Source organism: Brevibacillus formosus (assembly GCF_003013405.1).
In the GTDB taxonomy this organism is placed as follows: domain Bacteria; phylum Bacillota; class Bacilli; order Brevibacillales; family Brevibacillaceae; genus Brevibacillus; species Brevibacillus formosus.
Genome location: NZ_PXZL01000046.1, coordinates 1 through 26,944, shown reverse-complemented (window position 1 = coordinate 26,944; position 26,944 = coordinate 1). Strand labels below are relative to the sequence as shown.

General features: G+C 47.8%; 27 protein-coding genes. 1 reads left to right on the top strand and 26 read right to left on the bottom strand.

The window, feature by feature from the left end; translation table 11 throughout:
- Window positions 1–39: 39 nt before the first annotated feature.
- From C7R91_RS28675 to C7R91_RS28660, 4 genes are read right to left on the bottom strand one after another with little or no spacing between them, the layout of a single operon-like run.
- Entirely contained in the window at window positions 40–1,536 is a 1,497-nt protein-coding gene (locus C7R91_RS28675) for a S41 family peptidase (RefSeq protein WP_047072482.1), read from the bottom strand.
- Window positions 1,533–3,533, bottom strand: a complete 2,001-nt coding sequence (locus C7R91_RS28670) for an S-layer homology domain-containing protein (protein WP_047072484.1) — start codon at window positions 3,531–3,533, stop codon at window positions 1,533–1,535. Before C7R91_RS28670 ends, C7R91_RS28675 begins: the two co-directional genes overlap by 4 nt.
- A 56-nt stretch (window positions 3,534–3,589) precedes the next feature.
- Window positions 3,590–4,705: a Nif3-like dinuclear metal center hexameric protein gene (locus tag C7R91_RS28665; RefSeq protein ID WP_047072486.1), complete on the bottom strand. Its 1,116-nt coding sequence runs from the start codon at window positions 4,703–4,705 to the stop codon at window positions 3,590–3,592.
- On the bottom strand, window positions 4,681–5,415 hold the full coding sequence (locus C7R91_RS28660) for a tRNA (adenine(22)-N(1))-methyltransferase (RefSeq protein ID WP_047072489.1): 735 nt from the start codon (window positions 5,413–5,415) through the stop codon (window positions 4,681–4,683). The genes C7R91_RS28665 and C7R91_RS28660 overlap by 25 nt, the downstream gene beginning before the upstream one ends.
- Before the next feature lie 381 nt (window positions 5,416–5,796).
- Here C7R91_RS28660 and C7R91_RS28655 point away from each other — a divergent pair, with 381 nt between their 5' ends.
- Entirely contained in the window at window positions 5,797–7,077 is a 1,281-nt protein-coding gene (locus C7R91_RS28655) for a S8 family peptidase (protein WP_047072491.1), read from the top strand.
- A 78-nt stretch (window positions 7,078–7,155) separates the two neighbouring features.
- On the opposite strand, the gene C7R91_RS28650 is transcribed toward C7R91_RS28655, so the two are convergent.
- The 22 genes from C7R91_RS28650 to C7R91_RS28550 all read right to left on the bottom strand — a co-directional run.
- A complete protein-coding gene (locus tag C7R91_RS28650; RefSeq protein WP_047072493.1) occupies window positions 7,156–8,295 on the bottom strand; it encodes an acyl-CoA dehydrogenase in 1,140 nt (379 codons plus the stop codon).
- A gap of 143 nt (window positions 8,296–8,438) precedes the next feature.
- Complete coding sequence (locus tag C7R91_RS29560) at window positions 8,439–8,603, bottom strand: hypothetical protein (protein ID WP_162837763.1); 165 nt, start codon at window positions 8,601–8,603, stop codon at window positions 8,439–8,441.
- Window positions 8,604–8,666: 63 nt separating this feature from the next.
- Window positions 8,667–9,581, bottom strand: coding sequence for a hypothetical protein (locus C7R91_RS28645; protein WP_047072495.1), 915 nt, complete (start codon window positions 9,579–9,581; stop codon window positions 8,667–8,669).
- A 93-nt stretch (window positions 9,582–9,674) separates the two neighbouring features.
- Complete coding sequence (gene rpoD, locus C7R91_RS28640) at window positions 9,675–10,805, bottom strand: RNA polymerase sigma factor RpoD (protein ID WP_047072497.1); 1,131 nt, start codon at window positions 10,803–10,805, stop codon at window positions 9,675–9,677.
- A gap of 34 nt (window positions 10,806–10,839) precedes the next feature.
- The gene (gene dnaG / locus C7R91_RS28635) at window positions 10,840–12,714 is read right to left on the bottom strand and encodes a DNA primase (RefSeq protein WP_047072499.1); all 1,875 of its coding nucleotides are present in this window, start codon (window positions 12,712–12,714) and stop codon (window positions 10,840–10,842) included.
- 203 nt (window positions 12,715–12,917) lie between these two features.
- A complete protein-coding gene (locus C7R91_RS28630; RefSeq protein WP_047072501.1) occupies window positions 12,918–13,754 on the bottom strand; it encodes a pyruvate, water dikinase regulatory protein in 837 nt (278 codons plus the stop codon).
- A gap of 11 nt (window positions 13,755–13,765) precedes the next feature.
- Complete coding sequence (gene ccpN / locus C7R91_RS28625) at window positions 13,766–14,410, bottom strand: transcriptional regulator CcpN (protein ID WP_007727587.1); 645 nt, start codon at window positions 14,408–14,410, stop codon at window positions 13,766–13,768.
- 122 nt (window positions 14,411–14,532) lie between these two features.
- Window positions 14,533–16,602, bottom strand: a complete 2,070-nt coding sequence (gene glyS, locus C7R91_RS28620; RefSeq protein WP_047072504.1) for a glycine--tRNA ligase subunit beta — start codon at window positions 16,600–16,602, stop codon at window positions 14,533–14,535.
- Window positions 16,595–17,521, bottom strand: a complete 927-nt coding sequence (gene glyQ / locus C7R91_RS28615; protein WP_012685775.1) for a glycine--tRNA ligase subunit alpha — start codon at window positions 17,519–17,521, stop codon at window positions 16,595–16,597. Before glyQ ends, glyS begins: the two co-directional genes overlap by 8 nt.
- Before the next feature lie 319 nt (window positions 17,522–17,840).
- On the bottom strand, window positions 17,841–18,614 hold the full coding sequence (gene recO / locus C7R91_RS28610; protein ID WP_047072506.1) for a DNA repair protein RecO: 774 nt from the start codon (window positions 18,612–18,614) through the stop codon (window positions 17,841–17,843).
- On the bottom strand, window positions 18,605–18,760 hold the full coding sequence (locus tag C7R91_RS28605; RefSeq protein WP_012685773.1) for a YqzL family protein: 156 nt from the start codon (window positions 18,758–18,760) through the stop codon (window positions 18,605–18,607). Before C7R91_RS28605 ends, recO begins: the two co-directional genes overlap by 10 nt.
- A gap of 104 nt (window positions 18,761–18,864) precedes the next feature.
- The gene (gene era, locus C7R91_RS28600; RefSeq protein WP_047072508.1) at window positions 18,865–19,782 is read right to left on the bottom strand and encodes a GTPase Era; all 918 of its coding nucleotides are present in this window, start codon (window positions 19,780–19,782) and stop codon (window positions 18,865–18,867) included.
- Complete coding sequence (locus C7R91_RS28595) at window positions 19,775–20,173, bottom strand: cytidine deaminase (protein ID WP_047072510.1); 399 nt, start codon at window positions 20,171–20,173, stop codon at window positions 19,775–19,777. The genes era and C7R91_RS28595 overlap by 8 nt, the downstream gene beginning before the upstream one ends.
- Window positions 20,174–20,296: 123 nt before the next feature.
- Complete coding sequence (locus C7R91_RS28590) at window positions 20,297–20,668, bottom strand: diacylglycerol kinase family protein (protein ID WP_047072513.1); 372 nt, start codon at window positions 20,666–20,668, stop codon at window positions 20,297–20,299.
- Between the two features lie 9 nt (window positions 20,669–20,677).
- Window positions 20,678–21,187, bottom strand: coding sequence for an rRNA maturation RNase YbeY (gene ybeY / locus C7R91_RS28585; RefSeq protein ID WP_206767976.1), 510 nt, complete (start codon window positions 21,185–21,187; stop codon window positions 20,678–20,680).
- Window positions 21,188–21,190: 3 nt separating this feature from the next.
- Window positions 21,191–22,162, bottom strand: a complete 972-nt coding sequence (locus C7R91_RS28580) for a PhoH family protein (RefSeq protein ID WP_047072517.1) — start codon at window positions 22,160–22,162, stop codon at window positions 21,191–21,193.
- Between the two features lie 56 nt (window positions 22,163–22,218).
- On the bottom strand, window positions 22,219–23,403 hold the full coding sequence (gene yqfD, locus C7R91_RS28575) for a sporulation protein YqfD (RefSeq protein ID WP_047072519.1): 1,185 nt from the start codon (window positions 23,401–23,403) through the stop codon (window positions 22,219–22,221).
- A 26-nt stretch (window positions 23,404–23,429) separates the two neighbouring features.
- Window positions 23,430–23,726, bottom strand: a complete 297-nt coding sequence (yqfC, locus tag C7R91_RS28570; RefSeq protein ID WP_007727617.1) for a sporulation protein YqfC — start codon at window positions 23,724–23,726, stop codon at window positions 23,430–23,432.
- Window positions 23,727–23,932: 206 nt separating this feature from the next.
- Complete coding sequence (locus C7R91_RS28565; protein WP_047072521.1) at window positions 23,933–24,130, bottom strand: hypothetical protein; 198 nt, start codon at window positions 24,128–24,130, stop codon at window positions 23,933–23,935.
- Between the two features lie 167 nt (window positions 24,131–24,297).
- The gene (locus tag C7R91_RS28560; protein ID WP_047072523.1) at window positions 24,298–24,801 is read right to left on the bottom strand and encodes a hypothetical protein; all 504 of its coding nucleotides are present in this window, start codon (window positions 24,799–24,801) and stop codon (window positions 24,298–24,300) included.
- A gap of 11 nt (window positions 24,802–24,812) precedes the next feature.
- The gene (gene floA, locus C7R91_RS28555; RefSeq protein WP_047072525.1) at window positions 24,813–25,817 is read right to left on the bottom strand and encodes a flotillin-like protein FloA; all 1,005 of its coding nucleotides are present in this window, start codon (window positions 25,815–25,817) and stop codon (window positions 24,813–24,815) included.
- 7 nt (window positions 25,818–25,824) lie between these two features.
- Window positions 25,825–26,944, bottom strand: a 1,120-nt coding sequence (locus C7R91_RS28550) for an NfeD family protein (protein ID WP_106786247.1), incomplete at its 5' end; no start/stop codon positions are given.

The window sequence follows — 26,944 nt, the reverse complement described above, 5'->3', positions numbered from 1 at the left end:
CTTTAAGGGGTGCATTTCATAAAGCGACAGGGACCATTCTCACGAAGTAAATGTGAGGACGTTGACACCATTTTTTGTTTGCAGTTTCAGTGCAGGATACTTCTTCAAATACGGAGCAAGTGCCACATAATCTTTTTCGCCAACGGACGGATCACCCACCAAATGCGAAAGTACAGCAGCTCGGATTTGCAGCCCTTGAGCCGTTTGTTTAAAGAGAGGATCCACTGTAGGGAATGGGATTCCATTGATGACCGTGTCGCCTTCTGCGTCACTCAGTTCCCACGTATTGACGTTTAATGAATGGAGTGCTTCTACTACTTGTGCTCCATAATCCTCTACAACCATATCCGGCTGAAGCCCTACGTGATTCACCACGGTATGCTTAGGCGTAAAATATTCATTCAGTGTAAGCTTGAGTGCGTCACCGTCCGACAACGGAATAACCTGTTGGGCACTCCCTTTTCCAAATGTCTTGGTACCCACAAGTTTGGCGATACCATGATCACGCAGCGCACCTGACAACAGCTCAGATGCCGAAGCTGTCCCGCCGTTTACCAAAATTCGCACTGGAATGCCGATATCCTGCCCATTTCGTACCCACGTCTCTACCTCTACCCCATTGCGATTCGTGGTATACATGAGCAAGCCTTCTTCCATAAAGAGGCTCGCGATATCCCGCGCTGTGGACAAGTATCCCCCGCCATTATCCCGCAGATCTAACACCAATCCAGACAACGGTTTTTGCACACGGGAAAGTTCGGCTAGCTTATCCCTTACCTGGATGGCTCCTTCTGATCCGAAAGTTTCAAGACTGATATAGCCAACCGCGCCTTTTGTAAACATCTGTCCTTCCGCTTCCGGCAAGGTCATGGAGGCACGCTTCAGCTTTACCTGGTGCTCCCGTTTGTCAGATGGACGATACACAGTAAGAACGGCTTCAGTGCCTTCGTTGCCCCTCAAATAAGCGTACGCTTCCTCAAAAGTCTTTCCGGCCAGCGAGGTCTCATTGACTTTGATCAATTGATCGCCTCGTTGCAAAGCAGATGCTGCTGCTGGAGAATTCGGAACGATTTCACGGATGATAATATGATCATTTTGTCGCCGCAGACGAAAGCCAAATCCAACAAATTGATTCTCAACGTCAGATTGGAACAGACGCAATTCATCTTGGGTAAAAAATACACTGTGCGGGTCATTGAGCGTGGAGAGCATTCCATCAATCGCCCAGGTGTTCATCGTTGGCGCATCAAACCCGCCTTTCTTTTGCCATTCTGCAAGCCTCAATTCCAACTCGTCCCAGGTGTCATCTTCTTCTAAAACTTCGAACTGAAGCTGTTTTTTCTGTTTGGCCTGCTCACTGACCACCTCTAGAGCCCCTTTTACCAATTGCTTGGCTGCTGGTTTGCTCAAGTGGCTCTCCATGACGTGCTGGAACACTTCTTCTGTTTCTTCGTAAGGAAACTCTGCAGCTTGTATAGGAAGAACAGTTGTGAGTAGCAGGACAGTTGCTACTGCCCATTGACTTATTCGCTTCATGGCGCCACCTCTTTTCGAACATCATCAGGTATCGAGAATGCAGCATTGCTTGTAAAGTCGTAATGGTCGGTACCCGAATAGGCTACGTATTCGTCATTCTCATAAATTTCTTCGTAACGCCACGTATGCTTGACAATTTGGTCACTAACTCGATCAATATAATACTTGTTCATGAACAGGGGAACGTCTTTCACTTTTCCTTGTCCGAGCGAAGCCCCCTTGGATTTCTCTACCAGCATGGAGCCAGGAATCCACTCCGTAATGACATCGTACTTCCCGTACGATTGCTTGTAGTAGCGAGCATGGAGCTCCTTGGCACGATCGGCTACCTTGACAGCACCAATCCACTCGTGCAAAAAGTCAACTTTGTCCGTTCTACTCTTGCCCCATGTCTGCCGGTCCGTATCGTACGAGTATTGCGTGTTTATTTTCCCATCTGTATAGGCGAGCAGCTTGTCTGATATTAGTTTTTGCGGAGATTGATAAAAGCCGGTTATTCTGCTTATTTGTTTTTCCTTGTTAACATCCTGCGTGTATGAGAATGTCAATCCACTCAACACCGCTTCCCCCTTTATTTGGTAGGTGTCGGCATTGTCCAGCTGGCGTAAAGAGTATCCCAAATCAGAAATAATAGCTGGCTGATCTTTTAAAGATTCAAACTCTTGACGCAACATTTTGTGCAGCTGATTCATTCTGCTGTCTGACGCTTTCGGCTTCATCGTAGCGAGAATTTCTTCTGCTTCCTGCATGCGTCCTTCCTGCAAATAGTAATAGGAAGTATTCAACAAGGCCTCTGGGCTCCTGTCGGCAAATTGCTGGTAACGTGCCAACGCCAGGTCTACCTGACCACTCCTAATTTCCAGTGCCCCCATATAGATGGCGAGCGATTCCCACTCTTTGGAATTCCGCTTCACTTTTTGATCATAAGCACTCAGTCGGTCGAGCACTTTTTTGTATTGACTTTGATCCTTGCTACCAAGCTGCAGGGCAATATCATATACATTGGCACTCAATACCCGGAGTGTGTCCGGAAGAATGATTCTGTCTTCTAAATAAGCGTCGATAGCAAGAAAAGCTTCATCCAAATTGGTTTCAATCGGTGTTTCAGGATTCCAGCTCAATAAATAGTGAACACCGACTTGATTCGGGAAAGAGGAATCCGCCAGCTTGCGTAACTGTTCAAATGTCTCGTCACTATCATTTCTACTGCGAATAGCGGCAGCCGCATCTACATAAATCTGTTCTTCTGTTGTTTTAGGATCTACATAGGTTGCGAATAACGGCAATACCTCATCGATATCCGGGACCATCGGGAACTTTTTCCCGTCGTAATCCAACAGAGGCATGATTCCATCCTGAAGGAAATAATTCACCATGCGATTAGCTGCGACTGCAGCATCTCCCCTCTTCACCCGATCCGTTTTTTCTCCATCTAGCCATCCCCAGGAATGCACTTCTTCCCAAGCATTTTTACTATCTGGGGACATGGTGAACATTTGCAATATCTTGGCAGCTTCTTCGTTGGTGATCGGCTGATTCGGCTTCATCATCTCACCAGGAAAAATATATTGAATCGCATTTGGGCCGTACAATCTATCCAAGATCGTGGAAATGCGAAGCGTTGGTTTGTACATCCACGTCAAACGATCAACATCTTTATACGGCAGATACGGTTCCTGAAAACCTTCTGCCCGTGCCCACTCCGAATGCTCGGATAAGAAAGTAAGCGGATAGATCTGATACTGCCCACCGTAATAAAGACGATCAACCATGACAAGAAATTCCGCACGCGTCATGTCACGATTTGGGTAAAACTTCGGAACATTGGGACCAGCCTCAAACAAACCGAGCTGCACACCTTGAATGATTGCTTTTCTCGCCCAGTGCTTGCTGATGTCATTGTATGGCAATAAGCCCCCAGCCGCTGATGCGACGCCGGGGGTGAGTAAGCTTAATGTCAGTAATCCACAAGAAATCGTCCGGATTAGTTTTTGCACATAAAATCCTCCTACACTTCATCTGGCAGGAAACAAAAGGTTAGTCCTGCTACGTCTTAAACAAACTGGAACGGATCTGTGTGCACGCGCGAAGGAATAACCTCTGTTTCGTAACCATTTGTCTTCAATTGTTCGAGCAAAAAGGTTGCCAGCTTTTCCTTCATGATTTTTTCGATATTGTGACCAGCATCTACGATCGACAAGCCTTCTGCTTGCGCATCGTGTGCGGTGTGATACCCAATGTCTCCTGTTAAATAAACATCCGCGCCTTTAAAAATGGCTTTGGAAACAAAGGAGCTACCGTCACCACCTACTACCGCTACTTTTTTCACTGTCGCATCCAAGTCACCAACTACGCGTAGACCATGGAGGGAAAAACGTTCCTTGACGAGCAAAGCAAACTCACGGAGCGTCAGTGGTGCAGGCAGATTACCAATACGCCCAATTCCGTATACCGTTCCAGACTGCTCTAAAGGAATGATGTCATAGGCGACTTCTTCGTAGGGATGGGCAGCAAGCATTGCTTTGACCGCAGCCGATTGCTTGGACGCAGGAACAATCATTTCGATGCGAACTTCCTCTGCTTTTTCCAGTTGTCCTGTCGAACCGATATAGGGATTCGTTCCTACCCCTGGTAAAAAGGTTCCAGTGCCTTCTGTCTGAAAAGAACAGTGGCTATAGTTACCTACATGCCCTGCACCGGCTTCAGCAAGTGCGGAAAACACTGCTTCCCTATGGGTAGCAGGTACGAATACGACGAGCTTCTTCCAAGCCTCACGTGAAAGAACATCCAACACATCTACATCAGTGAGTCCAACCGCTTCTGCGAGCCAATCGTTCATTCCCCCATACGCAACATCCAAATTGGTATGGGCTGTGTATACCGCAATGTCGTGCTTGATCAGCTTTTCAAACACACGTCCTGCGGCGAGATCCGTCCGGAGGTGTTTAAGTGGTCGATAAATGACGGCATGGTGAGCCACAATCAGGTCTACACCCTCTGCAATTGCTTCATCCACAACAGATTCCAGCACGTCTAGTGCGACCATTACTTTTTTCACCTTTTTTTGCAAGGTGCCTACATGAAGGCCAATCTTGTCGCCTTCCATCGCCAATGATTTTGGCGCCAGACGTTCTACATATTGGATTACTGTTTGTCCGTGCGCAAGCATGCGATCACCTCATCGATCCATTTTACTTCTGCTTCGATTTCTTTAATTCGTTCTGCTGCTTCCGGCTTGTCCGAACGCTTTAACTGAACGATGACCTTTTGCCATTTTTCTTGCTCATGCAGCCACTTCTCTTGTAAAACCTCTGATTTTTCCTCCCAAAGAAATGGACCAATGCGAAGGAGCTCTTGCTGTGTACGGTCTTTGCCCTCATAAGGCAAGGTAGGATTGCCTCGTTCTGCGACGAGAATCTCATAAATTACGCCGTCTTCCTGCAAAATGGACTCCGCAATTAACTGCCAACCATTCTCTATCATCCACAGGCGAACCGCTTCTTCCCCTACGTTTGGTTGCAGAATCAGGCGTTGCACGCCCTCCAGTTTGTCTTTTCCTGCTTCCAAAATGGAAACGATCAGCTGTCCGCCCATCCCAGCAATGCAAATCACATCTGCTTCGCCAAGCTGTACTACCGCGAGCCCGTTTCCTTTACGCACCGAAGCGCGGTCTTTTACCTGCAAAGTATGTATTTGTTTTTGTGCCGCTTGAAAAGGCCCTTCATTCAATTCGCCTGCGATCACGAAAGAAGCAATTCCTTTTACAAGCAAATAAGAAGCCAACAACGCATGATCCGACCCGATGTCGGCGACGCGGGCTCCTTCTGGACAATAGCGGGCAATCGTTTGTAGCCGCTTGGATATTGATACTGATGTCATCTGTATACTCACCTTCCGTTGCCTCTATTCTACCCTATTTGGCAGCAATTGCGAAATGCTAAATCCCTAACAGATGCTCAGCAAAGAACGACAAAATCCTCGCTGTTGCATTCAGCAGAGATATGGCAAGTAAGAGGGACCTTGTGTGGTAGTCAGGAAGCTTCAGGTGGTCGTACGCTGGATGTAATGTTCGGAATAACAAGCAATTTTTTTAAGTATGACGTTGTTTTTTTGTATTTTATGTAATTTAACTTAATTTTTATTAAATTGTGAACTTTATTTTAATAAATAAATATTTACAAATTTTTTACATATATGTATATTAACGCCATGAACATCACGAACTACATAAACTAAATATCTTTCAAGGAGGAGAACAGTATGAAAAAAAGAACCGGCAAGTGGTGGGGAATGGGATTACTCTCATCGGCACTAGTGATGAGTGTCTTCACAGGTGTGGGGGCAGCAAGTAACGATTCATTCAATGAATTTGAAACTGAACGGGTATTAATTCAGTCAGATTCAGATGTGAGAACCGGTTATTTTGCTGGACCTTTGGAAGTACGCCATGATTTTGGTGAAGATGGTTTTACCCTCGATGTAAATAGTGATCAACTTGACCAACTGAAAAGCGATCCCAATGTAAAAGTTACAGTATTGCAAAAATTAAAGATCGCTGAGTATATAGAAGAAGATCAGGCAAGCGAGCCAGAGTTCTCTCCTGCGGCAGTCGTTCCGTGGGGAATTAAAGCAATCTATAAGAACCAATCCCTCTCCTCTACGACTGGCGGTGCAGATGTTCGTGTTGCAGTCCTGGATACTGGCGTGTATACGCAGCACCCGGACCTAACCGCTAACGCAGAGCAGTGCAACGATTTCACGCAAGCTTCTTCTCCTGTTGTTACCGGTGCTTGCAATGATGCGCACGGTCATGGAACACACGTCGCCGGAACTGTTCTCGCTAACGGCGGCGGTGGTGCAGGTATTTATGGTGTAGCACCGGATGCAAAGCTATGGGCATATAAAGTATTGGATGACTCAGGCTCCGGCTATGAGGATGATATTGCCTACGCCATTCGTTACGCTGCTGACCAGTCCGCTCAATTAGGCGTAAAAACGATCGTCTCTATGTCCCTTGGCTCTAGCGGTAAGAGCACCCTTATGGAAAGTGCCATCACTTATGCAAACCAAAAAGGTGTATTAGTCGTCGCTGCGGCTGGTAACTCTGGACCGACAGTGAATAGCATTGGCTACCCTGGAGCATTAGTGAATACAGTCGCCGTAGCAGCGTTAGAGAATGTTCAACAAAACGGAACCTACCGTGTGGCTGACTTCTCTTCTCGTGGCAAGAGCGGGCAAGCGGGAGACTACATGATTCAAGAGCGCGATGTGGAAGTATCAGCACCAGGACGCGCTATTCAGTCTACATGGAATAACGGAGGCTATAACTCCATCAGCGGAACCTCCATGGCAACTCCACATATTTCAGGTTTGGCTGCAAAAATCTGGGCTTCCAATCCATCTTGGAGCTACCAAAATGTTCGCGTAGAATTGCAAAAACGCGCGAAAGGTAATGACATCAAAGGTGGCTCAAACGCTGCTTTAGGAGATGATATTGCTAGTGGATTTGGATTCCCAACTGTACAACCTGGCGATCAATAAAAAGTAAAAAACAAAAAAGAGCGATGGCTGTCAGTTTATGCTGGCAGTCATGCTCTTTCATTTTCAAACACGGAAAGGCTAGCAACCGATTTCTCTTGCGATGACATTACGCAAAATCTCTGATGTACCTTCGCCGATCTCTAACAGCCGGGCATCGCGGAAAAATCGTTCTACCTGATACTCCCGCATATAACCATAGCCACCGTGAATCTGAATAGCCTGATGAGTAGCAGACATGGCAATCTCCGAAGCATACAATTTTGCCATTGCCGCTTCTTTCGTAAATTTGCGACCATGATCCTTCAGCCACGCTGCTTTATACACCATCGTTCTTGCCAGCTCTATTTGCATTGCCATATCCGCCAGCTTGTGCTGGATCGCTTGAAAATGACTCAAGGAATTACCAAAAGCCGTACGCTGCTTGGAGTATTGCAGCGCCTTGTCATAGGCAGCCTGTGCAATCCCTACAGCCATCGCTCCGATCCCAATTCGCCCACCATCAAGTGTAATAAGGAACTGCTTGAAGCCTTCGCCCCGCTTTCCAAGGACGTTTCCCTCTGGCACCCGAACATTTTCAAGAACGAGCTCAGTCGTATTAGAGCTGTGCAAGCCGAGCTTTTCATAGTTCGCCAGCACCTGAAAACCCGGGGCATCTGTCGGAACGATAAAAGCAGTAATACCACGTGAGCCCTGATCTTTGTCAGTCACAGCTGTCAAGGCGAGAAACGAAGCATAGGAGGCATTGGTAATGAAGCATTTAGAGCCGTTAATCGTCCACTCCCCGTCAGCCAAGACCGCATTCGTCCTCGTTCCACCTGCGTCAGACCCTGCATTCGGTTCCGTCAAGCCAAACGCGCCAAGGCTTTCGCCGGAACAGATTTTGCTTAAATAGTTCAGCTTTTGCTCTTCCGTCCCAAACAAAGCCAGTGGAGCGCCACCTAACGAGATATGCGCCGAATACGTGATTCCTGTAGAGCCGCATGCACGACTAAGCTCTTCTACAACGATCGCAAAACTCGTGGAATCAGCTCCGGCACCCCCGTATTTCTCAGAGAATGGAAGACCCATCAAGTTCAGTTCGCTCATCTGCTTGAATATTTCGACAGGGAATTGTTTAGTTTGATCGCGCTCATCTGCTCCTGGTGCCACTACCTCATCAGCAAATTCGCGTATCATTTTTTTCAACATTTGTTGTTCTGAAGTCAAATCGAAGTTCATAATCGCTGCCCCCTTGAAAACGCTTTAGTAAAGAACTAGCAAGAAACACACAATTTTGACTGAGCGTTTGTTCAGAATACTCTTACCATTATACACCACGATTTTGGATTCATGTGGTAATTTTTCAAAAAAAAAACACACGCCTATGATCGGCGTGCTCCTAATAAAATCGCTCCCAAAAAAGATACAGATGCTGCTATGAAACCGATGCTGTATGTATGTACACCCATAAATTTAGCTACTGTTTCTCCACTCAGAAAAAAAGCCGCCAGCAAAATACCGATTAATACTTTCCACTTGTTGTTCATCTATTCACCCCGTTTGCGCTCTTCTGAAATTGTAGCAGATAAGCAGCGAGAGGAAAACGAGTCTTACAGCCGCAACCACGCATACCAATATCCACGTGTGAAGAAGAACAAAGTTGACGCGATGAATACCTTAATGAACAGCAGCAATTGAATCATATCCCGCTTCGCTGCTGGAATATACAGAGCCTGTATCTCTGCACCAAAGAAAAAGGCAAGTCCACATACAGCAAATACCCCGGCCCATTTCACATTGGCCTTATTCATCAAGAAGCCCATACCTGTGAGCAAGCACGCAAGCGGTACCCAGTACAACTCCGATTTCCACCATGTATAGTCCATCTCTACCCGATGAACGGTTGTAATTCCGTACAAGATGGCCAAACCCAGTAACCCTGCATAGAGCAAATAAGCATAGCCGAAAACAATTGCGCTGATGCACAGTAACATGCAAACGAAGCCTAAATAGAACAGGATAAACGGCATGCTTCCATCCAATTTTTGGATACAATAGACGCCCCCCGCGATCAAGATCACGAAAGACAAAGCCAGGAATAAATGCGTCAATGGCGGGGCCGATCTTCGATAAATAAGTCCCAGAATATAGAAAACAAGAGCGAAACAGGCAAAGATGGTAATTTGCATTGGGGTTTGAAAACGGTTAAAATGAAAAGCAAGTAAGATCAAACCAGCAATGACAAAGGCACCGAGGAGCCATGCCATTACCATTTTCCCCGTCACTGGAGAGACAGTTCTAGGTGCATATGAATTTGTGACAGATGATGTTGAATTGACTTTTCCTGACAGCATACCCGGTGCCGTTCCCATTCGCTCATTCCCGCCCACGGACGCCGGTGTATTTGGCCGATCCCCTTCTGTATACAGATTTAACAAGAAGATGCAGTAATGTTCAGGCAGTAAATGGTTGCGCCGCCAGTTTTCAATTTCGGCGATGATCGTGCGCTTGCGCTGGTCGTCCAACGCGGCCCCTCCTAACTACGACAAAAAGTGTTTACCTTCACGAATAAGAAAAGCCTACGTCGGCTAACGTAGGCCACATACTACTTATATCGGTTATTCCAGGAAATCTTTTAAGCGTTTACTTCTACTCGGATGACGTAATTTGCGAAGCGCTTTTGCTTCGATCTGACGAATCCGTTCACGGGTTACGCCAAACACTTTCCCTACTTCTTCTAACGTCCGTGTACGGCCGTCATCTAATCCAAAACGCAGACGCAGTACATTTTCTTCACGGTCTGTCAATGTATCCAAAACGTCTTCCAACTGTTCTTTCAAAAGTTCATAGGCAGCTGCATCAGATGGCTCCAATGCATCCTGATCCTCAATGAAATCACCTAAGTGGGAGTCGTCTTCTTCCCCAATTGGAGTCTCCAGGGATACTGGTTCTTGAGCAATCTTCATGATTTCCCGAACTTTTTCCGGAGTGAGATCCATTTTTTCAGCGATTTCTTCTGGCATAGGTTCACGACCTAGCTCTTGCAGAAGCTGACGGGAAACGCGGATTAATTTATTGATCGTTTCCACCATATGAACCGGAATTCGGATCGTTCTAGCCTGGTCTGCAATGGCACGGGTAATTGCTTGGCGAATCCACCAGGTCGCATACGTACTGAACTTGTAGCCTTTGCGATAGTCAAACTTTTCCACCGCTTTAATCAGACCCATGTTCCCTTCTTGAATCAAGTCGAGGAATAGCATGCCACGACCTACATAGCGCTTCGCAATCGATACAACCAATCGCAAGTTCGCCTCAGCCAGACGTCTTTTGGCTTCCTCATCACCTTGTTCAATTCTCTGTGCCAGTTTAATCTCCTCTTCTGCGGAGAGCAGAGGAACTCGACCAATTTCCTTCAGATACATTCGTACAGGGTCATTGATCTTAATTCCAGGCGGAACGGAGAGATCGTCGAAATCAAATTCTTCGTTGTCCTCGTCCTTGATGATCATTTGATCGACTTCATCGTCGTCATCTTCATTCTCATTGTTGTTAATCTCAATGCCTTGATCACCAAGATATTCAAAAAACTCATCCATTTGATCAGAATCCTGCTCAAAACCTGCCAGGCGATCCGTAATTTCTTTATACGACAAAACGCCGCGTTTCTTGCCTAATTCGACCAACTGTTCCTTCACTTGTTCGATGGACATTGCTTCCATGTCGGAAGTGATATTTTGCTTGTTCATCTACTTTCCCTCCTTCCCCGGGAATGATCTGAAGCTACCCTTCTTTTAAAGCATTTTCCAATTCAAGAATCTTCATCCCTGTAACGGCTGCTTGAAGTTCAAGTTGTTTGCGCGCATCCTCGCTGTCCGCTGCGGCCGCTTGGAGGTGTAAGCTCCGCTGCTCATCGCGCAATCGTTCCAACTCGGCACGCTTCGGGTAGTTATTCACTTGTTTGATGTAGTCACCGATCTCTAACTCAGATACGTCGTTGTTGCACTCCATCATGGCCAATCCCGAGGCTAATTGCTTTAACAAATCGTCTTGCACATAATGTATAAACTTTCCAGGGTCTTCCGGGTTTCCCTCTGCATAGTAGGCGTACAGGTAGGCAGCCAGCGCATCGTGTTCATCCACCTGAAAGTGGGCGCTGCATTCCTGTTGGACGCGGGCGGCTATTTCTTCGTTCCGCATCATGTAGTAAAGCAGCATGCGCTCAGCCGTGTGATAAGCGGGTGGCAATGTTTTCGCGAGCGTAACTTTGCCATTATTTATACTATTATTCCATGCTGGCGTCACTTTATCCCTTTGGCGCTCACTTTTTTGCTGATTGTAGGCGCGTTTGGACTCCCATTTGAGATCACCGAGAGTAAGGGAGTATTCTTCAGCCAATTGCCGTTGGTACATGTCCCGTTCCACCGGGCTGCTGAGCTCGTTGATGATCTCGACCGCCTTCGCGATGAAGCGAGCTTTGTCCGTCTCATCTTTTATTACGAACTGACTGCGCAAATGTTTCAGACGGAAAGCCGTAATTGGCATCGCCTGTAACAATACCTGCTGGGAAAATGCTTCAGCCCCATGCTGGCGGATGTAATCATCCGGGTCCACTCCTTGAGGAAGTGGAGCAACTCGAACGATCAAACCGGCTTGCTGCAAAACGTGAATCGCTTTGCTCGTTGCTTCTTGTCCTGCAGCATCTCCGTCATAACAGAGTACGACTGACTCCGTATTGCGACGAAGAATTCTGGCCTGCTGCTCCGTCAAGGCTGTTCCCAAAGTGGCAATACCTTGCATAAAACCCGCCTGCCATGCCGATATGACATCGACATATCCTTCAAACAGCAGCGCCTCTTTTCTCTTTCTAATAATGGGGCGCGCACGATGAAGATTAAACAGCGTAGCGCTTTTGTTGAACAAAAGGCTTTCCGGGCTATTCAGATACTTGGGTTGAGACTTTTGGTTGGAATTGGGCTTCGATCCCTGCAGTAAGCGCCCGCCAAATCCGATGACGTTACCTTGGGAATCTTGGATCGGAAACATGATACGACCTCGAAAGCGATCAAAGATTTTTCCTGCATCGCTCCTGGCCAAAAGCCCTGCTTCCACCATCAATTCCTGTGAAAATCCCCGCTTTGTCAACTGCTGCGTCACGAAATCCCAGGAATCCGGGGCGAATCCGATTTGGTATTCGGCTATTGTCGCCTCAGACATTCCACGCTTTGCGAGATACTTCATCGCTTCTTGGCCATAAGGGGTTTTCGTAAGCACGTAGTGGTAGAGGCGTGAAACGAACGTATGCGCTTCCTGCATCGCATGCTTCATTCGTTTTTCAGGTGAATCCTCTACTTGCTGCGGCTGGGGCACAGCTATCCCGGCACGCTCCGCCAATTTGTGCAGTGCCTCTGGAAAAGTCAATTGCTCCAGTTTCATTAAAAAGGAAAAGATATCCCCACCCGCTCCACAGCCAAAGCAATGAAAAAACTGTCGCTCTGCATTTACGTTGAAGGAAGGGCTCTTTTCAGAGTGAAACGGACATAGACCGAGAAAGGCACGACCGCTTTTTCTCAGTTGAACGTACTCTCCTACAACGTCTACGATGTCGACAGCGGCACGCACTTGATTTACAAATTCATCTGAAGTGGGACCAGTCATGTCTTTCCACCTTTATAAGGAGAATCGCACGTGAGAATATTTAGTTCGTCAAAATTCGTCAATTTCCTTCTTTACATCAAACTTCTTTTCTTCTTTTCTACTTTTCCACATTTCTAAGGGCAATAAACGCTGAGAAACTCACGGATGATAAGTACCTCGGCTAATTGATTTTCTACAAAAAACGTCAAAATCCTTCTTTGGGCCTATTTCCTTTCATTGCGGAGATTGTTTTTTCGAATCATCTCCAAAATGATGTTTGCCGTTTCTTCCACTGCCTTGTTGGATACATCGATAACGGTACATCCGAGGCGCTCAATAATGCGCTTGGAATAGGCCAATTCTTCGGCAATCCGTTCGAGATTGGCGTAATTTGCTTGTGCAGTCAATCCCAGTGCCTTCAAACGCTCTGTCCGAATGCCGTTCAGTTGCTCCGGATTGATAGTAAGGCCGATACACCGCTCTACTGGCAGTTGGAACAATTCTTCCGGTGGCTCTACCTCCGGGACAAGCGGAACATTGGCAACCTTAAGTCGTTTATTAGCCAAATACATGGAAAGAGGCGTTTTGGAAGTACGCGAAACGCCAATCAAAACCACATCTGCTCGCAACAGGCCGCGCGGGTCCCGTCCATCGTCGTATTTGACGGCAAACTCGATGGCGTCTACTTTGCGGAAATACTCTTCATCCAGTCGGCGTACCAAGCCCGGTTTTCCTGTTGGCGGCTCTTTCAACATGCCCTGCAATGTATTCATTAAAGGCCCCATAACATCAAGAGCCGGAATTCCGTGAAGAGCAGCTTGTTTTGTAATATACGCATTCAGCTCCGGAATGACCAGAGTGAATACGATCATTGCCCGCGATTCTTTTGCCGAAGCAATGATTTCGTCAATCGATTCCTTGTCTTCAATATACGGATACTTTTGTACATCAAACAAAAATCGATCAAACTGACTAGCTCCTGCGCGAACGACAAGTTCGGCCGTTTCGCCGATGGAGTCTGAGACTACATAGATGAGCTGTCCTCGCTGATTACCTTGCATCGCTTCTCCTCCTACACTTTCGGTTCGCTACCCAATTCTACAAATGCTTTCGCGATCGTCGTCTTGGTGACGCGCCCCAACAGCTCCATTTGCTTCGGATCTTCTTCGCCAGGCCTTACGACAGGCAGAGAGTCAATCTGAAAATCAATCAGCTTTTTGGCGGCTGCGTACAAGGTCTCATCAGGTGCACATGTAATGATATTCGGCATCCTAGACATGATAATGCTGACCGGCACATCCTCCAGCGTCTTGTTCCCTAAAGAAGCCCGCAGGAGGTCTTTTCGTGAGATCACGCCAGCCAAGTATCCTTTTTGATTGACGACGAATAACGTACCAACATCCTCCAAAAAGAGAGTAACGATGGCGTCGTAAGCCGAGGCGGATTCGGAAACTACGATCGGTACAGCCTTGTAGTCATTGACGAGAAGCTTGTGAAGCCGTTCACTTATGACTGAGCTTGCGGGTCTGCCGGCATAAAAATACCCGACCCGAGGTCTGGCTTCTAGATATCCTGACATTGTGAGGATGGATAAATCAGGGCGCAGCGTCGCGCGTGTCAAATTCAGTCGCTCCGCAATATGCTCTCCTGTTATTGGACCGTCATCCTTCACTATCTGTAAGATGTGCTCTTGTCGTTTGGTAAGCTCGATGACCAATCACCCCGGTTCTGTCTTTACCTCTTCCTAGTATTACTCTATTCGACGGGATATTCCTTCTTTCACGCGGAAAAAAGGTGCCCCCGCCTGATTTTCAGACGAAGGCACCGGTTTTATTTTGTTTACGCAAATACCACTTTGGAAAAATCTGCGTAGCGATAAAGCAAACGAGAAAGCTGCAAGAGAAGTCCCAGACGATTCGCACGAACAGCCTGATCTTCGGCCATTACCATTACATTATCAAAGAATGCGTTGATCGGCTGGCGCAAGGTTGACAAGGTTGCGAGCACCTTCTCTTGATCCTTCAGACCCTCTACATCCTTCTGAACAGCCTGGAATGCCTGATACAAGGCACGCTCCACATCTTCTGCGAACAAAGCTTCGCTGACTTGGTCTGCTTCCGCTTTTTGTGCCAGATTGTTCACCCGGTTAAACTGCTCTACAATCAGCTTGAATTCTTCCGTTTGTACCGCTCCCATCAATGCTTTTGCTTTTGCAAGCACCTCTGGAACCAGTGTCAGGTCGGCAGCAAGAACGGCGTCGATGACATCGTAGCGAACACCATGATCCTGCAAGACATTTTTCAGACGGAGTGCGAAGAAATCTACGAGGTCTTTTTTCACGTCTTCTGCCGCTCTCTTGTTTACGCCTTGCGCTACATAGCCTTCCATTGCGGCATTCCACAGATCGGACAGAGAAATTTGCCAGTCGCGCTCCACCAAAATCGAAACGATCCCCGCCGCCATACGGCGCAGACCATACGGGTCCTGTGAGCCAGTAGGCACAATCCCGATCGAGAAGCAGCCTACGATTGTGTCCATCTTGTCAGCCAGACTGACGATAGCGCCTTGGGCGGAGGTAGGCATTTTGTCCCCTGCAAAACGCGGGAGGTAATGCTCGAATACGCCACTTGCGACGAGGTCGGACTCACCCGCTTTGCGCGCGTAATCTTCTCCCATAATCCCTTGCAGTTCAGGGAATTCACCCACCATGTTGGTAACAAGGTCAAATTTTGCGATTTCAGCAATGCGGTCTACTTGTTTCGTCTCTTCAGCGCTCACACCCAGCTTGCTTGCAATTTGCGCAGCTGTTTTGCGTACGCGGCGAACTTTATCACCGATTGTTCCCAGCTCTTCATGGTAAACGATTGTCTCCAAACGTCTCAGGCAGCTCTCAATGGACAGCTTTTGGTCCTCCACGTAGAAGAAACGAGCATCAGACAGACGTGCGCGAAGAACTTTTTCATTCCCTTTCGCTACGTTTTCCAGAGCGCGGCTGTCTCCATTACGCACTGTCACAAAATGATTCAGCAATTGACCCTGTGCGTTTTCAACAGGGAAATAACGCTGGTGCTCACGCATGGAGGTAACCAAAACCTCACGTGGAATGGACAGGAATTCTTGCTCAAACGTACCGTAAAGAGCGGTAGGATATTCCACAAGATGGACTACCTCATCCAGAAGCCCTTCGTCCATTGGAATTGTCCAGCCATTTTCCTTCTCCAAGCGATGAATTTGTTCCACAATTGCTGCTCTGCGCTCGTCGGCATTCACCATGACATACTGCTCAGCCAGCTTGCTCACGTATTCGCTTGGGTGATTCAACGTAACCTCCGTTCCCAAGAAGCGGTGTCCACGAGAAACGCGTCCGCTTTTTACGCCTGCAATCTCCAGATCGATCAATTCATCGCCGAACAAAGCAACCAGCCAACGAATCGGACGAACGTATTTCAAATCGCGTGCGCCCCAGCGCATGTTTTTCGGGAAGCTCATACCAGTGATCACTTCAGCCAGTTGCGGCAAAAGCTCGGTAGTTGGTTTTCCCGCTTCAGATTTGCGAGCATGAACATACTCGATACCGTTTACTTCTTTATAATACAATTGGTCAGGCTCAACATTGTTGCTTCGTGCAAACCCGAGTGCTGCCTTGGACCAGTTCCCCGCTTCATCTTGTGCGATTTTGCGTGCTGGACCTTTCGCTTCATCATTGCGGTCAGGCTGCTTTTCAGCAAGTCCATTGATCAACAGGGCAAAGCGACGAGGTGTCTCCAATGCCGTAATTTGATCAAACGGCACGCGTTCAGCAGTCAGCCACTTTTCTACTTTTTCCTTGAATTGTGCCGCTGCCTGTGCGACAAAACGAGCAGGCATTTCTTCTAAACCAACCTCTACGAGTAGATCGCGCTTACTCATTTGTATCCTCTCCCTTCACCTGATTCACTTGATCCGCAGCGTCTGCATTGCCTTTTTGCAAAAGCGGGAAACCGAGGCGCTCACGCTCTTTATAGTAGGTTTGTGCTACTTCACGAGACAGATTGCGTACACGAGCGATGTAGCCTGTGCGCTCCGTCACACTGATGGCTCCACGAGCATCCAGCAAGTTAAAGGTGTGGGAGCATTTCAGCACGTAGTCATAAGCTGGGTAAACCAGTCGCTCCGCCATCAGTCTCTTTGCCTCCGCCTCATACGTATTGTAGAGAGAGAACAGCATATCCACATCAGACAGCTCGAATGTGTATTTGGAATGCTCGTATTCTGGTTGCAGGAACACATCTCCGTACGTATACCCGTTGCACCATTCCAGATCGAACACATTTTCTTTTTCTTGAATATAGGAAGCCAAACGCTCCAGTCCGTAAGTCAGCTCGACTGCCACTGGTTTACATTCCAGACCGCCCACTTGCTGGAAGTACGTGAACTGTGTGATCTCCATACCGTCCAACCAAACTTCCCAGCCTAAACCCCATGCGCCGAGACCAGGGTGCTCCCAGTTGTCCTCTACAAATCGGATATCATGCTCCAGTGGCTCGATTCCGAGTTCGCGCAAGCTCTCCAGGTACAGCTCCTGAATGTTGTCCGGAGATGGCTTCATGATTACTTGGAACTGATGATGTTGATACAGACGGTTCGGGTTTTCCCCATAACGTCCGTCTGCCGGGCGACGGGAAGGCTCCACATATGCCACATTCCAAGGCTCAGGTCCAATGGAACGAAGGAAGGTCATTGGGTTTAGTGTACCTGCCCCTTTTTCAACGTCATACGGCTGGACAATGAGACAGTTTTGCTTTGCCCAAAAGTTTTGCAGCGTCAAAATGATGTCTTGAAATGTCATTTTCATGCTTTTTCCTCCTCTAAACTTAGTAGAACTTGGCTTTAAGTCGAAACTAAAAAAAACCTCCCGCCTCTACACTGCCTGATGCGACAGTGTAGGGACGAGAGGATTCTCGCGGTTCCACCCTACTTGGCGAATGACTTCTTCGCCCACCTTACAATTAAATTGCTCCAGAACGCCCTTCATCAGCTTGGTGACCGGGCTCCCACTATCCCCGATTCGCTATTCACAGCCAGTGGCCGACTACTCTTTTCCTTCATGGCAACATTCAGTATACAAGTTTGGTTCTTATCATAACGAAAACAAATTCGTATGTCAATTAGTCCTGATCTGATTGCGTCATTCTTTCCATACGCTCCAATTGTTCCAGAAATGCTCGACTTTTCAGCCTGAGATCCAGATACTCGTCCATGAAGCTTCGCAGAACATGCTTGAGCTGATTGCGTGTAGCCGGTTTTACTTCAATGTCACCGAGCCGCTCCAAATCAAATACCTGGAACAGCCGTAACAGCTTCCAGGTCGAGGGGGTAACTGCCATAGCATACGGATCGGAAGGCAGGCAAACTGGGCACAACAGGCCGCCCTGTCCCACACTGATCGCATAGGGCTCGCGCTGTTCGCCACAGTTTACACACGCCGTGAGCTGCGGGGAAATCCCCGCTACAATTAACATCTTGGTCTCAAAAATCCGACACAGGATCTCAGCATCTCGTCCTTCATCCAAATAGCGGAAAGTATGAAGGAGTAGCTGAAACAAGTAGGGATTCGGCTCCCTTTCCTGTGTCAGTCGATCCAAAAGTTCTGATATGTATGCGGCATAAGCCGTAGCAGTCAGGCTTTGCCGCATATCCCGGAACGAGTCCAACATGTCTCCCTGAGAGAGATCAGGCATCCCCGTACCGGGTCCTGCCTTGCATAGATAATAACTATGCGAAAACAACTGGGAGACGGCGGCAAGACGGCTCTTGGTCTTCTTGGCACCACGGGCCATCACGCCTAATTTGCCGTTCTCCCGGGTAAACAATGTCATCACTTTACTGGACTCACCATAGTCCACGCTGCGAATGACAATCCCTTCCCACTTTACAAGCATGCCTGCGTGTCACCCAATTCTTCCTGGGCGAGATCAAACGAGGTTTCCTCGCTGGAAACATCCGTTTGATGGTGATCACGGTAGAGAAGGTAAGCATGGATGTCACCGGTTGAAGCGAAAACTCTCCAAGAAAAGTCACGAAGCATGGAGCATCATCCTTTCCTATATCGGGTCTATCCACTTCCTTCTTAGAATCACCTTTGCCCGTTATTCTATGCCTTGGAAAAATTAACACATCGCGTTGGGAATATTATTGCTCGTCATAGAAACCGAAGTTACGCAGCATCCGCTCTTGGTTGCGCCAATCCTTTTTCACTTTGATCCAGAGCTCCAAAAATACTTGGTCCCCCATCAAACGCTCGATATCCTTGCGCGCGCGTTGACCAATTTCTTTGAGCATCTGACCTTTTTGCCCGATCAAAATACCGCGCTGGGAATCCCGCTCTACGTAAATGGCAGCGTAAATGTAAAGTGTCTTGCCATTTTCTCCTCGCTTCATTTCTTCAATAACGACAGCAATGGAGTGAGGTACTTCTTCCCTTGTCAAATGCAGAACTTTTTCCCGAATCAACTCGGCTGCTACAAAGCGCTCCGGATGGTCTGTCACCTGGTCGGCAGGGTAATACATCGGGCCTTCTTCCATTTCACCCAAAATAGCCTGCTGCAATGATCCTGTATTGTTACCTTCCAGTGCAGAGATTGGAACAATTTGCTTGAAATCATACAATTTGCGGTAATCGTCAATAATAGGCAGCAGCGCTTCCGGATGCACCTTGTCAATTTTGTTGATGACCAAAAATACTGGCGTTTTGACCTGCTTCAACCGCTCGATGATGTAGTCGTCCCCGGCTCCGCGTTTTTCTGTTGCATCGACAACAAACAAAACGAGGTCTACTTCGTTCAACGTATTTTCGGCAACCGAAACCATGTAGTTTCCGAGTTTGGATTGAGGCTTGTGAATCCCCGGCGTATCCAAGAAAATAATTTGTCCCTCTTCTGTCGTATGCACAGCCGTAATTTTGTTACGTGTGGTCTGCGGCTTATTGGACATGATGGCGATTTTATGTCCCACAATATGATTCAACAGAGTTGATTTTCCAACATTTGGGCGTCCCACAATGGAGACAAAGCCCGATTTAAACGATTGCTTGGTCTTGCGATTATCCACGTAAATCCTCCTTGGTGAATGCGCCTGGAAGCAGGGCAGATACTGTCGTTTCCCAAATGTCGCCTTTGAGATTCGTCAAAAATACAGGCATGTCCGGCGGGCACAGCTCCGCGATGACTTGTCGGCAAGCCCCGCACGGTGATACAGCTTGCGGTGTATCGGCAGCGACAGCTAATGCCTTATAAGTCCGATCACCTTCCGAATACGCTTTAAAAAGAGCCGTACGCTCTGCGCAGTTGCACAGGGAGTATGCTGCATTTTCAATATTGCCTCCCAGATAAACCTTGCCACTCTCAGCTAAAAGAGCTGCTCCTACCTGAAACTTGGAGTACGGTACATAAGCGAGCTTTCTGGCTTCGATTGCTTGTGCTAATAATGCTTGTTTATCCATTCTCATCATTCCTCATATGATTGTTCTTTAACATCATTTCTCAACAGAATGTGTCCAAAGAGACACGAAGAAACCAGACTGAAAGGTCAACTGGAATGACCCGTCCGGTACCACTAGTAAAAACTATCCCCATACTTTTTGCAACAGTGGCTGTCCAAATACGAGGACTCCGATGATAAAAGACAAGATCGCCGCCACAAGCACAGCTCCTGCTCCCACATCTTTGGCAATCTTCGCCTTGGCGTGCCATTCCGGGGAAGCTAAATCAACGACTGCTTCGATTGAAGTATTTACCAGCTCCAGAGAAAAGACCAGACCGATAGAAAAAAGGACCAGCAAAACATCGCTGCGGGGTATCTGCAGCCACCACGCTGCAGCCAGAACCAAAATGGCTGCGGCTACGTGGATTTGCATGTTTCGCTGTGTCCGTACAGTATAGGAAATTCCTTGCAGAGCGTAGGCGAAGCTGCGAGTCAATCGTCGCCATTCCTTCAACGTAATCTCCTACCTCGTCAAGCCGATTTGTTCCAGCACCTTTTCTTGACGTGAAAACATTTCCTTCTCTTCTTCTGGCGTCCCATGATCATAACCCAGAAGGTGAAGAAAACCATGAACGGTGAGAAATCCGAGTTCGCGTTCGAATGAATGGCCATAGTCTTCGGCCTGCTCATGTGCTTTTGGCACCGAGATAATGATATCTCCAAGCATATTCGGAAACTCGCCGGCCTCATCCTCATCAATGAAGATTTCCATTTCTCCTTCACCCGGTTCGTTCATCGCAAAGGATAGAACATCCGTAGGCCGATCAACGCCACGATAATCGCGATTCAGCTCGTGGATACGCTCGTTGTTCACCAGCGTGACAACTACTTCTCCTTGTACGTCTTCCAGCTTTGCCGCTGCTTCCAGACAACGGACGAGCAGGTTTTGCAAATTCTCATCGATCGGTTCGATTTCTTCATGAAGGATTTCTACAGATAACACAGGTAAACGATCTCCTTTTTGTGACGCCATTTATTAATAGCCGTGTTCTACTTCTTCCTTGGCATAAGCAGCGATGATTTTTTGTACCAGACTGTGACGAACGACGTCTCCCTCTTGGAAATGAATAAAGGCTACATCTGAAATGGGACTTAAGATGCGCTGTGCTTCGCGCAATCCCGATTTCTTGCCTTTTGGCAAATCCACCTGGGTCACATCACCCGTAATGACCATTTTGGAACCAAAGCCAAGCCTGGTCAAAAACATTTTCATTTGCTCGGGAGTCGTGTTCTGGGCTTCATCCAAAATGACGAAGGAATCTTCGAGCGTACGACCACGCATGTACGCCAAAGGTGCAACCTCGATGAGTCCGCGTTCCATCATTTTGGCGACTTGTTCATTGCCCAGCATGTCGTACAAGGCATCATAGAGCGGACGCAGGTAAGGGTCTACTTTTTCCTGCAAATCTCCAGGCAAAAATCCTAGGCTCTCCCCCGCTTCTACGGCCGGTCTGGTAAGAACGATCCGTTTGACACGCCCATTTTTCAACGCAGTTACTGCTGTGACAACAGCCAAATACGTTTTTCCGGTACCAGCTGGTCCAATTCCAAACACAATGTCATGCTTCTTGATCGCAGACAAGTAGTGACGCTGCCCCAAAGTCTTTGCCCTGATTACTTTGCCACGTTGGGTACGAGCGACTTCTTCATCATACACATCGAGCAGTTGGGCACCTTCTCCCCGTTCAATCAACGACATCGCATAAGAGATGTCTCGTTCGGACAGGGCAATCCCTCTGCGAATCAACTGTAGCAGAGTTTCAATCAGCTCTGTCAGTTTGTCCACTTCCGGCTTATCCCCGCTAATAACCAGTTCGCCTTCTCGGGTCATGATTTTGGCGGAACTTCTTTGCTCGATCAGTGTTAGGTACGCGTCATGTGGTCCGAACAACAGCAAGGCCTCAGATGCGTCTGAAAACGGGATTCTTACCTCATCTTGTACGTGCAACAGGCTTCCATCTCCTTGCAACGGTAATCAGCAATGCGTCATTTGCTTGCCACCCCTCACTGCCCAACGAGAGGCTGTTCAATGGCAATATCTTCAATGACGGAAAAATGAATGCTTACGTAAACTTTACCATTCTCTGTTGTGACGTGCAAAACTTTTTCGTCCTGAATGAACGCATCTTTTCCAGCTTTTTTCAAGATATCCTCCCTGGCGAATTTTTTAGCCAGCTCCGTTGCTTCCTCCACGCTCATTTCTGTTTGAACGGGTTCTGTTTGCGCATACGTTACTGTCTTCCAGCCAAGTGGTGAGGTATATCCCCCATACGAGGGTAAAAACCGTTGTTCTGCCATTTCGGCTTGTGCAAAGGACTGTTTTTCAAATGGCCACACGTATACCGCATAGGGGCCTACGAGCAGGTATTGATGCTGCAGCTTTTCTCCCGTCAGTCGGTGCATCGTTTGTTTTAGCGGGACAGATGCGTTGCTTATATACCACACTTCCCCTTGCACCTTGCCTCGCGCTGATACGGCTTGTTGGCGAGCGTCATTCCCGATGATCCCGGAAATAAGCACTTGGCCCTTTTCTACCAATTGATTGCTCACAACCTGACTGCGACCAACTTCTGGGAGAATTTTATGGACGACAGCCCTCTTTTTCGCTACAAGATGACGGGGACCTGTTGCAAGCGGCTTTACGGGAGCCTCTTTTTCAACCACTTGAAGCATGACCTTGGTTCCTTGTATCTCAATTCCAACCCAGGACGCTTCCGGCAGCAGACTCAACAACTCTTTTTGCAAAACCAACGGTTCTTTTAGTTTGACCTTCCATGCCCCTTCTTTAATCCCCACTTGTTCGGCAGCTTGAATCACTCGTCGCGGATCAACCATTTTCGTCCCACTCACTTCAACACTCCAAACAAAAGAGGAGAGCATGTACAATCCGATGAAAAAAAGAACAGCCCCAATTGCCAATCCAGATCGTCTGCGTATACGCAGCAGCCAGAAAGGCAGCCCGTCTCTTGCCTCGACGTGACTACGACAGCCTGTCTCTTTTAAAAGCGGCCGCAAACGAAAATAATCTCGAATCAAAATATCGCAGCGAGTCACCTCTTCTCCTACCCTGCGAATATTCCAGATTCGAATTCCATCCCGTACGGCCATATTCAACATCCGCTCAAACCGTTTTCCCCGAACGGTAATGGTTACATGTCCATCCACCCACTCCTTGATTCCATACCGCATACGTGCCGCCCTCCCTCTAACAAAGATTACGAGCTCTGTGGTCCCGTCTCCAAAAATTTCACGCCACCGATTCTGCCTTCTAACAGAACTTCCTCAGGCAAAATCGCGCGGATGACAAGCTGTTCACCTGAAACAATCATTTGACCGTTAGTCAACAGCAGGCGAAGCTCTTTTTCGCTGAAATGCAAGACTCCTCGATGATTCTCTATATACATTTGCAAATGACCGATCATCGTAATGCGCGGGACTTCCAGGACTACATCTTGCGGCAGATCCAACACCCCTCCGGCCAGCTGGCGCAGACGGCGGCTCCAACGCTTCATGGATTAGCCCCCCTTCTCGTTCTATATATTGGCGAATATGACGATCTCATCTGTTTACAGGTGCAAAACCATTCTTATCTATGCGTATGCGCGAGCATAAAGTGGCATTCATCAAAAACAGTCACAAAAAAAGAGCCCTCGTCGCTCGCAATTTTGCAAGCAGTTGAGAACTCATTCTTTGAGATACAATCCACAACACCCATTGATTATTCGCTTTCTTTTGCAGCAGAAACCAGTTCATTTTCTTTTGTAAGCGCCTTCCATTTTTTCATGACTCGTTTTACTTTCTCAGCTGAACAACCGCATGCGATCGCTGTTTCATATACTGATTTGTTTTCGAAGATGGCAAGCCGAATCACTTTTTGACGAAACCGCCCCATTTGTTCAAAAATTTGTTGATTCATCGCTTGACCTCTATCCCTTCTTCTATTTGGAGGAATTTTCTTTACATTCAGGATAGTCAACAAGGATATGAGAAACAAGACAAGTTATTCGAGATATTTCGACATGAAAACATTGTGTATCAAGAAAAAACAGGCGAACCAAGGTTCACCTGTGTGACTAGCTGCTATTAGAAAATCTTTCTTTGCCGAACCTGCTTAGCGTACGGAGCTTTTGAGCGCGGCTCTCCAAAAATAAGCGCCCATTTCATGCCATCACGGGGATTGCCGTGTTTCGATGTGAGTGTTTTCTCTCGGTCTGAATTAGCGACCTTCATCGATTCCGATTGCTTCACTGTGATGGTTGGGCCCGTTGAAGCACGAGCTGGACTGGAGAATGCCCATTCCTGCTCGACTCCAACCCCTTCCATCGACTCTTGCTGAAGCGGCTCGTATTTGGAGGTTGCCCGCACCGTCTCTTTGCCGTACTCCGCCGTTTCCATAGGGATATCCGACGTTGTGGCCGGGGTAAGCGGAGGCATTTTCTTGCCTTGAGACATCTTTTTCTTTCCGGTTTTGCCAAGAACTTTATATCCTAAGTAACCAAGGATGACAAACCAGAACTTGCCAATGAGCGGGATGATCCACTCGACTAAATCCAGTAAATCTACGACGAGATCCATAAGATCTTCCATGGCAATCGCCCTTATTCTTTCTCGTCTGGCGTAGCAGGATCTTGTTTGTCACCTGCATGCCCGAAAGATTGACGCATTTGTGTATCAGCAGCAATGTTTTGCATGTTGTAATAATCCATTACGCCCATTTTGCCGCTTTTCAATGCTTCGGACAAAGCGAGTGGTACTTGCGCTTCGGCTTCTACTACTTTTGCCTTCATTTCTTGTACGCGCGCGATCATTTCCTGCTCTTGGGCTACCGCCATGGCACGACGCTCTTCCGCTTTTGCTTGGGCAATACGTTTATCTGCTTCTGCTTGGTCGGTTTGCAATTGTGCCCCGATGTTCTTCCCTACATCCACGTCTGCAATATCAATCGAGAGAATTTCAAAGGCGGTTCCGGCATCCAGGCCTTTGTTCAATACCGTTTTGGAGATCAGATCCGGATTTTCCAATACGTCCTTATGTCCTTTTGACGAACCAATTGTCGAAACGATCCCCTCACCTACGCGGGCGATAATTGTTTCTTCACCAGCACCACCGACCAACCGATCGATGTTGGCACGAACCGTTACTTTTGCACGAGTGCGCAGCTCGATACCGTCCTTTGCCATTGCTGCTACCACTGGTGTTTCAATCACTTTCGGGTTAACGCTCATTTGTACCGCTTCCAATACATCACGACCCGCCAGATCAATTGCTGCTGCTCTTTCGAAGCCGAGTGGAATATCTGCACGTTGCGCTGCTACGAGCGCATCTACAACACGGTCTACGTTACCGCCTGCGAGATAATGACTCTCCAATTGGTTGGTATCCAGCTGCAAGCCCGCTTTACGCGCTTTAATCAACGGATTCACGATACGAGATGGTACGACGCGACGCAAACGCATAGCGACGAGGGTAATAATCCCGATATTCACACCGGAAGCCAGTGCAGAAATCCAGAGCATGACTGGTACGAACGAGAAGAAAACTGAAAGGACAACGATGGCTACTGCCACCATAAAAATAAGGGGAATCAAACCGCCTTCAAACATGAAGAGCTCACTCCTTTAGTTCTAGTTCGGCAACGACGATACGCGTGCCTTCTACTTGCACAACGGTGATGGCGGTACCTGCTTCAATGTAACCACCAACCGATACGGCATCCACACGTTTTCCTTCCACCTTGACGACCCCTGCCGGGCGCAATGGTGTTAGGGTGATGCCTGATTTTCCTTCCAGCTCACGCTGATCGCGTGGAGCTATGTAACCTTCTTCATTGCTTTGCGTATCACCCAAGACAAACTTGTTAAATAGACCTTTGACCCCGTATTTCTTCACTAACAGGAACGTTACAATTGCCGTGATCAAAGCGGCCACACCCAGGGACGCGAGCCCTTGCTGCGTGTCATAGGCTGCCATTACAAGACCTGTCACAATGCTAATGAATCCAATCGCACCGACAATGCCGCCCGGAAGAAAAATCTCCAGAAGCATCAGCAAGATTCCAATGACAAACAGTCCAATGTGCAACCAGTTGGCAAATCCCGCTACATAATGCCCGAAGAAATACAGACTGAACGCGAAGAGCGAAATCGTCCCTGCAACACCAAAGCCAGGGGCAAACAGCTCTACTACAATTCCTCCCAATCCAATGATGAGCAAAAGACTCATCACAATAGGACTAGTCACCCATCTAGCTACCAGTTCTCCACCGGTTGGCTCAATCGCCTGAAGGGAATCTGGCTGAATGCCGAGCTTTTTGAGCAGTTCTTCCTTATTGGACACCACATCATCCGCATATCCCAACTGCTTCGCTTGTTGGGCATCGAGAGAAAGCACCGTTCCTTTTGGCTTTAATCCCGGGAATTCCGTATCGATTTCCACCATCGCGCGAGCAACGTCAGGATTGCGATTGTTCAGCTCGGCTGCCGCCTTCATTTTATTGCTCCAACCGGAAATGAACTTAATGTCTGCCGCATTCCCCGCCAAGTCAATCGGTGCGGCTGCCCCCATGCTACTTCCTGGAGTCATAATAATTTCATTTGCATTCAGGGCGATGTAAGTTCCCGCTGAAAAAGCCTGATTATCAATGTAGGCTATCACATGCATGGGAGCCTGACGGATCAACTGCCCAATCTGGTCGGCAGCGTTTACTTCTCCACCTGGCGTATTGATATGC